At 49.0% G+C, this 8,236-nt stretch carries 4 protein-coding genes; all 4 read right to left on the reverse strand.

Annotated features, from left to right (window positions below; genetic code table 11):
* Window positions 1-13: 13 nt before the first annotated feature.
* The 4 genes from FVR03_RS17595 to FVR03_RS17610 all read right to left on the reverse strand — a co-directional run bounded on the left by FVR03_RS17595 (window position 14) and on the right by FVR03_RS17610 (window position 8,108).
* Window positions 14-970, reverse strand: a complete 957-nt coding sequence (locus FVR03_RS17595; RefSeq protein WP_147923081.1) for an alpha/beta hydrolase — start codon at window positions 968-970, stop codon at window positions 14-16.
* A gap of 999 nt (window positions 971-1,969) precedes the next feature.
* Window positions 1,970-3,595, reverse strand: a complete 1,626-nt coding sequence (locus tag FVR03_RS17600) for a RagB/SusD family nutrient uptake outer membrane protein (RefSeq protein ID WP_147923082.1) — start codon at window positions 3,593-3,595, stop codon at window positions 1,970-1,972.
* 16 nt (window positions 3,596-3,611) lie between these two features.
* Complete coding sequence (locus FVR03_RS17605) at window positions 3,612-6,926, reverse strand: SusC/RagA family TonB-linked outer membrane protein (protein ID WP_147923083.1); 3,315 nt, start codon at window positions 6,924-6,926, stop codon at window positions 3,612-3,614.
* Between the two features lie 153 nt (window positions 6,927-7,079).
* Entirely contained in the window at window positions 7,080-8,108 is a 1,029-nt protein-coding gene (locus tag FVR03_RS17610; protein WP_147923084.1) for a FecR family protein, read from the reverse strand.
* Between the last annotated feature and the right edge of the window lie 128 nt (window positions 8,109-8,236).

The raw sequence follows: 8,236 nt of genomic DNA on the forward strand, positions 1-8,236 counted from the left end.
CAGATAGATTTTCTTAAGATTCAATTTTTCGGAAAGTCTTGTTCAGGAAGTTGAGCGTGTACTGAAAAGTTGGTTCGAACCAGGGGTGCAGCAGCCAGAATGGATGTGGCGTATCGGGTATGGTATGCACTTCGGTGTAAATTTTATGCTTGCTCAACTTCTGAATCATTTCGTCGCGGCCGGCATGGTAGTGCGGGTGCATGCTGTTGATGAAGAGCGTAGGGCCCGTGTTTTTACCGGCATGCGTGAGCGCCGAGGCTTCCTCCCAATTACCGGGGTTTTCTTCGTAGCTGCCGCCCAGCCACCAGCCCGCCATTTCTCCTTCCTTCGACTCCGGGTGTTTAAAGGCCAGAATGCCGTCTATGTCGACAATGGCCTGCACAGCACTGGAGCGGCTGTTGTTGCCCCCGGTGCCTTCCAGGCGGCTGTTGCCGTTGGTGGTGCCCAGCAAGGCAGCCATTTGTCCACCGGAGGAACAACCTAATGCCGCTATTTTGGTGGTGTCGAGGCCATAGGTGGCTGCATTGGCACGCATCCAGCGCACGGCAGCTTTTACGTCGTGCATGGCAGCAGGGTAGGGAGCCTCCAGCGATAAACGGTACTCTACCGCCACGGCTACATAGCCGTTGGCAGCCAGTTGCTGCGCCATCGGTACCTGATGAGATTTGTTTCCGGAGCGCCAGCCGCCGCCATGAATCAGCAGCACACCCGGGTACGCGTTTCTGCTTTTACTGGTCGGATAAAAGATGTCGAGGTGCAGGTTGCGGTTACCGATGGTACTGTAGGGAATGTCTGTTTTAGTACTTACACCAGCAGGCAGCACAGGCTTTACCTTCTCTACAAACGGATAGTTGGGCTTGACCTTTAAATAAGTGCTATGTACGGTAAAGGAGGTATCGCGTGGCACAACAGGTTGCTGGGCTGCTGCCAGGCAAGGCAGTAGCAATAAGAGAAAAAGTACTTTATACATGATATTAAATTTTCTGTTTGAGGGATTAGTTATTGAAGCTTACAGCTGCATGAAAGAAATTTTGTTTAAACATTTTGAGCAACTGTTGCAGTTTCGGTACTTAAATTATTCAAGTGTATAACATATTAGGGTATATATATAGATTACCTATAATATACTGCCATCGCTGCCGCGAGCTTCCAGCTCGTGGTTTTATATGAAGCGGGTTTTCAACTCGCGTGGACCACTAGTGCTCTTTCAAATTAAAAATTAGAAATTAAAAATTAGAAATGAGGTAGAGAAATCACGTTTGCTGGGCTTTTAATTCTAAAAACTAAATTGGAAGAGCACTAGTATCGCCTTCAGGTGTATTTCCACGAGCTGGAAGCTCGCGGCAGTACTATATGTATAGGAATATAGATACCCCATAAATGTTATATACTCAAATTATTTAAATGAAATTGGCCTTCCAGAGGGTTTTTGAGTCAGAAAGCCTCAAGGGTTAAAGCTGTCGTTCCGAGCTTATTTACAGCATTGTTCAGTGCTAACCAGGCTGGAACAGCTGCTGCAGCAAGTCCAGAACGACGATGACTTTACATAGTAATTAGTTATGTTTTCTGATTAACCTGGGATTTTTAGAAAACGAATTATTCTAATGAAAATAGCCTTCAAAAGAAATTAGAGGCTTTTCAGGTCAAGGGTTTACCTTGGGCAAAACGTATTGCATGGTGCAGGTAACGTATTTGCGGGCAAAATATAAGCAAGACTCCTCCACCCGCCATGCTGCAAGTAGCCCTAAAGAGAGTACTGCAGCACGACGAAGAAGAGCAAGAAGTAAGTGGTAAAGGGAGTTTAGTCTGCGTTGTGAGATTTAAGGTTTCGCCAATTTTTAGTGAGCTGTTTTGTATAACCTGGTGGAGGTACAAGCTGCAAGTTCGCACCAGCTGTGGAAAGGCTTTGTAATTCTATTCACTCATCCACTCAATCACTCATTCAAAATTCACTCATTCAAAATTAACCTTAATACCCTGGGTTCTGCTTCAGCTTTGGGTTTTTGTTTAGTTCTTGCAGCGGTATCGGGAAGATCGATTTAGTGTCGCCGTTTGGTGAGTGCGAGAGCCATGATTTGCGGGTGAAGATGCCGAAGCGGATCATGTCCTGGCGGCGGTGGCCTTCTGCGGCAAACTCCCAGCCCAGTTCATCCAGGAAGCGGCCAAACTGGATGTCTGCTCCTCCCTCTGTTGTTTTTCGCAGGTGGTTTTTTAAGCCATACTTATAGCTGCTGCCTTCCATGAGTTGTGCCGGTGTAACAGCGGCCAGTGCTGGATTAGTCGGGAAACTACGCGCCCTTACCTCCGATACGATGGTGGCAGCACCGGCTGCATCGCCTTTGCGGAGCAGACACTCGGCTTTCATCATCAGCACATCAGCGTAGCGAATCAGCGGGAAATCGTTGCTCATGTTGTTGGCGTAAGAACCGGCAGCTATTTCATATTTATTGATGCGGAAAGAGTGGATTTCCTGAGTTGAGTCGATGCCGGGGCACTCATTCACATACACTAGCGGCTGTCCCTTTACAGAACCATACTCGCATTTCAGTGGCTCTCCGGAAGAGGAGTATTGCTGCCCCATCATCCAGCCTTCGGTGTAGCGCCTGTCTTGCGGGTGAAACGTGTCTATAAACTGCGGAATAGCGTTCAGGCCGCCCCAGCCGCCATAGCGGGTGTTAAACGTGAACTGGTTCTGCGGCGACATGGTCCAGGCGGCCAGCGAATTGCCCTGGGCATACACTTCATCAAACGGAATAGCGAATACTATCTCCTTTGAGTTCTGGTTCTGTGTTTTAAAGGCATCTTTCTGGTTTGGCTCCAGCAGGAACTTGCCTGAGTTAATAATGGCATCGCAGGCCTCTATACATTTATCCCACTGTGCTTGCCCTGTGTACACCTGCGCGTTGAGGTATACTTTTGCCAGCAGCGCATTGGCTGCCCATTTGTTATTAAAACGGGCGTAGGTACTTACATCGCTGTTTTCGGAGAGGTGCGGAAGTGCACTAACTATTTCTGATACAATAAAGGTGTACACCTGTTCCCGGGTGCTCTGCTCCGGCACAAAGCCATTTGGCACATCGAACTGCGTTACAAGCGGCACATTGCCGAATATATCGCAGAGCACGTAATAGTAAGAGGCTCTCAGTACCTTCAATTCTGCCAGTACTGCGGCTTTGTCAGCTTCCTCTACCGGTATGGCCCCAGACTCGATCTGGTAAATTACGCGGTTAGAATTAGTGACTCCTGCATATGCGTTAGACCAGGTGTCCTGGCAATGCACCTGCTCCGAGGTCCAGGTGTGCTCGTGCATGCGGCGGTGAACGCCCCCGTCGGTAAAGCCGTACGGTTTAGCCGGAACAGCCAGGCCATCGGCATCCATTTCCTGCATAAAGTAAAAGCCGTTGGCAAACAGTACATTGCGCCAGTTGGCATAAGCAGGGCCTACAAGTGCGCCAATATCATCTTTAGACGGAACATATTGCGCCGCCACCACATCCGAATAATTGGTGTCTTCTAACTCTGTACAGGCAGTTGTGCCGCAAAGGCTGAGGCCAAGGGTGCTAAGAGCAAGTATATGTTTTGTTATTCTTTTCATATAACCTGAGTTTTTATTAGTTAAAAGAAATGTTCACGCCAACTGTATACACGCGGGTAGAAGGGTATTTGTCGCGCATGTCGTTGCCTGGTGAAAGGCCTATGCGATTTACCTCAGGATCCATGCCTTTGTAGCCGGTAAAGGTAAAGGTGTTGAGGGTAGACACGTACAGGCGTGCCTGCTTAAAGTGCTTGCTGTTCGCTACAGGCAGGCTGTAACCTAGCGTTACGTTATCTATTTTCCAGAAGTCGCCATTCTCGATGTAGTAGCTGTTGTATTCAAGCGGTACAGTTCTGTTCAGCGGAGTTTTTCCGAAAACTGGTTCGTAGGCCGATTGCAGCTGGTTGTATTCTGTTACGCCCGGGTTCTCGTAGTACATGCGCTGGAAGTTCAGGATCTGGTAATCGAAGGCACCACGCATGGTTACGCTCAGGTCGAGGTTGCCATAGCGGAAGTTGTTGTTCCAGCCAGCGTAATACTGTGGCAGGCCGTTGCCCAGAATCTTTTTATCGGCCTCCACTTTGGTGTTAGAAGGGTTACCGTCGCGGTCCTCATAAATCCAGCGCCCATCGTCTGAAATATCAATTACTTTATAGCCGTAGAAGTTGCCGATAGGTTGCCCCACCTGCACGCGGTGCGTGTAGGTTTGAACCGGAGAACCAGTATGGCCTTCGTTAAAAAAGTCGTTCGTAACCTCATACAGGTCGTTGGAGAGCGATACTAGCTTATTTGTGTTGTTAGAGAAGTTAAGGCTGGAGTTCCATACAAACTTGCTCGTCTGGATTGGTACAAAGTTCAACAGCACTTCAAAGCCTTTATTCTCCATAATGCCCACGTTGGCTTTGGTGGTGCCAAAGAGGTTTGGCGGCGAAGGCACCTGGTAATCGTACAGCAGGCCATCGGTGCGGCGAACGTAGTAATCGATGCTACCGCTTACCTTGCCTTTAAAAATAGAAAAGTCGATACCGGTGTTCGATTCTTTTTTGCGCTCCCATTTCAGGTACGGGTTAGGGTTACTTACAGGACTCAGGTTATTTACCCATTCACCGTTAATCAGGAAAGAGCCGCTGTTATAGCCTAAGCGGCTCACTCCTAAGAACAGGGCACTTGGTACCGTACCTGTAATGCCGAAGCCAGCTCTTATTTTCAGATCATCCAGGAAGCCCAGGCCGCTCATAAAGCTTTCGTCGCTGATGCGCCAACCAGCCGATACAGCCGGAAACCAGCCCCAGGGTTCTTCTGTGCCTACAAGCGTAGAAGATGCTTCGTAGCGCAGGTTTGCCGTTAATAAGTATTTTTCTTTGTAGTTGTAGGTAAGGCGACCAAAAAAGCCGATCAGGTTAGCAGCAGTTCTGTTACTCGCTGCCACGGCATTACCTGTCCGGAGGGCATTGCCAGTACCAATGTTGTCGACATAAGAGAAATCGCCAGCCGGAAAATCCCAGTTCCGAAGGGAGGAGCTCTCAGAAGCAAAATCCTGGTAGCTGTAGCCACCTAAAGCGGTAAAGCGGTGGTTGTTCACAATTTTGCCATACTCTGCTGTTAGCTCCAGCAGCTGATCTATGTTCTGGGCATTTTGTTTAATGGCGAGTCCTTCAAACCCATCGCGTATGGTAGAGATGTTGTTTTTGGTTTCGAAGTAGCCATAGGTCATGTTGTAGCGGTTGCGCGAGCCCATTGCCCGGAGCTGCAGCCCCTCAACGGGTAGCCAGGTTACGCTGCCGCTCAGCCTGTTGGTCTGCGACTGGTTCTGCCCATCAGACTCATAAAGAAGCGCCAGCGGGTTTTCGTAGCTAGCTATACCGGTTTGTTCGTGCCAGCTGCCGTTGGGGTTCTGAACAGGTGCAGTCGGGTTGCGGATAAGTGCTTGCCTGTAAATAGTGTTGTCGAAACTTACGCCATCGCCAATGCTGCTGAACCTGTTGTCGGTGTTGATCATGTTCACATTAACTTTCAGCTTGTTATCGAACATGTTGTGGTTTATGTCCACGCGGCCGTTTATGGTGCGGTTATCCGATTTCAGGAACACGCCTTCAAAATAGCGGTAGTTGAGGGTGGCGAGGTAATTGGTTTGCGCATTGCCGCCCCGGTAGGTCAGGTTATGCACATGCGACACTGGCAGATCCCGGCTTACTTCTTTTATCCAGTCGGTGTTAGTGCCCTGGTCCTGAAAAGCAGTTCCCTGGCCAATTTTTTCGCGGTACTCAGAGGCATTGAGCATGCGGGGCTGGTTCACAAACGACTGTGTACTCACATACCCGTTGTAGTCGATGGTGGGGGCTATATCGCCGGTTGGTCTCTTGGTGGTAACCAGAATTACGCCGTTGGTGCCCCTGGTGCCATAAATAGCAGCGGCAGAGCCATCTTTCAGTACATCGATGCTTTCTATGTCTTCAGGAGCCACAGTATTCAGGTCGCCCGGAATGCCATCTATGAGCACAAGCGGCTGGGTGCTGCTGGCCAGGGTGGCAGTTCCGCGCAGCATAATTTGGGTGGCGGCTGTAGGGTCGCCGGTGGGGGTGCTGATGGATAAGCCTGCCACTTTGCCTTGTAGTAACTGGCCGGCATCTTTTACAGCACCTTTTACAAAGTTCTCTGATTTTACGCTGGTTACGGCACTGGTTACTTCGGCTCTTTTCTGCGTGCCATAGCCTACTACCACCACCTCGTCCAGCGCCTTGGCATCAGTTTCCATGGCTACATTTATGGTGGAGCGGTTATTAACAAGCACTTCCTGGCTCAGGTAGCCCACAAACGAAAAGACTAAGGTGCTGTTGCCATTGGGGATGCTAAACGAATAGCTGCCGTCAATATCGGTAGGGGCGGCGGTAGAGGTGCCTTTTAGTAGAACAGTTACGCCGGGTAAGCCTTCGCCTCGTTCATCGGTCACTTTGCCTTGCACTGAAAACTGCTGCTGCGCCGGAGATGCTTTTTCCCGTATTGTCTCCAGCGATTGTGCTTCTTTAGGCTTCGGCAGCCGAATATGGATGTTGTTGTTAATCTGCTTAAACTCCAGGCCTGTGCTGGTTGCCACCTGCTGCAGTACTTTGTCTAAGGAGGTGTTTCGAACTTTCAATGTAATCTGCCCCTTATCCAGCACCTCTTTTTCATCGAAGGTGAACTTAAAGGCTGTTACCGACTCTACTTTTATAATGAAGTCCTGTAGCGAAGCATTGGTGAATGATAAAGATACTTTGGTCTGCTGCAGGTTGAGTAGGGGCGTGTCTGTTTCTGCTGCCAGGGCACCAAAAACCATCGCCAGCTGCAGGACCATAAAAGCCACTGCTTTTCCTACACGCGATCTTAGCTTGTAGTAAGAAATTTTTTTCATAAATTTAAGAGTGTTTAATGTGATAAGATATTAGACAGAGTCTCCTGCTACACTTAAATGCGCCAACATAAGTATGGCAGGAGCGGGCGCAGATAGGCTTCTTCCCGGAAGGCTATCTGCGTTTTTTTATGCTGTGTTGCCCATAGCTGCTCTTTAGTTGTTAAAACTGATGATAATTTTATTTTTATCTTTTTGCTGATAAGAGAACTGCTTTACAAAGCTGATGCCCTCCAGCACGTGCTCCAAATCTTCGTTGTCGTACTCGCCGGTATAGTGCCAGTTGTCGCGCTCCGATGGTATTTCGCCTTCAATGGCAATATCCACACCGTACCAGTATTCTAATTTGCTTATCACCTGCGGCAAGGTTGCTTTCCGGAAAAAGAGCATGCCGTCTTTCCAGCCAATCACTTCGCGGGTGTCGAATGGCGCTAGCCGGTGCCGCTGCTTTTGCTTGTTGTATACCAGCTGCTGCCCGGGTTCCAGCCTGGCCAACGCCTGTTGTTGCTGGCCCTGTTGGTCTATTCTTACTCTACCTGTTGCCAGTGCCACGGCTATGGTGCTGTCTTCGGGCATGTATCTTATGTTAAAGGAGGTGCCGAGCGCCTGTGTTACAATAGCGCCGGTTCTAACGGTAAAGGGGCGAAGACTATCTTTGGCTACTTCAAAAAATGCTTCGCCTTTTAATACTATTTCTCTTTTATCGGAAGGGAAATGCTCCGGGTAACTCACTTCGCTGCCTGCGTTCAGGGTAATAACCGAGCCATCTTCTAGGGTAATGGTTTTCTTTTCGCCTGGCAGCGTGGCAATGGTGGTAGTGGCTGGGCTGGTGTTGGCTAAGAAATAGAGCAGCAGCCCCAGGCAGCAGAATGGCAGCAGAATAGCGGCAGCCACCTTGTATTGGTTGTGCCGCAGCCAGTCGGTCATGGAAATTACGTTTGTTTCTTCCAATTCTGGTGCTGTTTCGGCTGGCGCTATGTTAGCCAAAATATTGTTCCAGGTGGTACCCGCATCATGTAGGTTTGCCTCCTGGTTAGCTTGTTGTGTAGTCTGATTCCAGTGGGCAAGTAGTTCCTGCTCCTGTACCGCATCCGGCTCCTTGCTTTTGAACCATTGCAGTACTTGCTTCACCTCTTCCGGGCTGCACTCTCCTCTGTGGAATTTTTCGAGTAATTGGGTTTCCATGAACAAAAATTAATAGGCGCTTTAAGTATATACAAACAAGTGTTCGTTTGCACCACCTCTAAGTGCATTCAAGTAAGTTTTGTCGTATAAATAGCTGTTAAAGAAGTCATTCTATGAAGGCTATCGTA

Source organism: Pontibacter qinzhouensis, assembly GCF_008017455.1.
Taxonomy (GTDB): Bacteria; Bacteroidota; Bacteroidia; order Cytophagales; family Hymenobacteraceae; genus Pontibacter; species Pontibacter qinzhouensis.

Bases quoted from the DNA above. Each gene is read 5' to 3' on its own strand.
- FVR03_RS17605 (WP_147923083.1), bottom strand. From the start codon at position 6,926: ATGAAAAAAATTTCTTACTACAAGCTAAGATCGCGTGTAGGAAAAGCA.
- FVR03_RS17610 (WP_147923084.1), bottom strand. From the start codon at position 8,108: ATGGAAACCCAATTACTCGAAAAATTCCACAGAGGAGAGTGCAGCCCG.
- FVR03_RS17600 (WP_147923082.1), bottom strand. From the start codon at position 3,595: ATGAAAAGAATAACAAAACATATACTTGCTCTTAGCACCCTTGGCCTC.
- FVR03_RS17595 (WP_147923081.1), bottom strand. From the start codon at position 970: ATGTATAAAGTACTTTTTCTCTTATTGCTACTGCCTTGCCTGGCAGCA.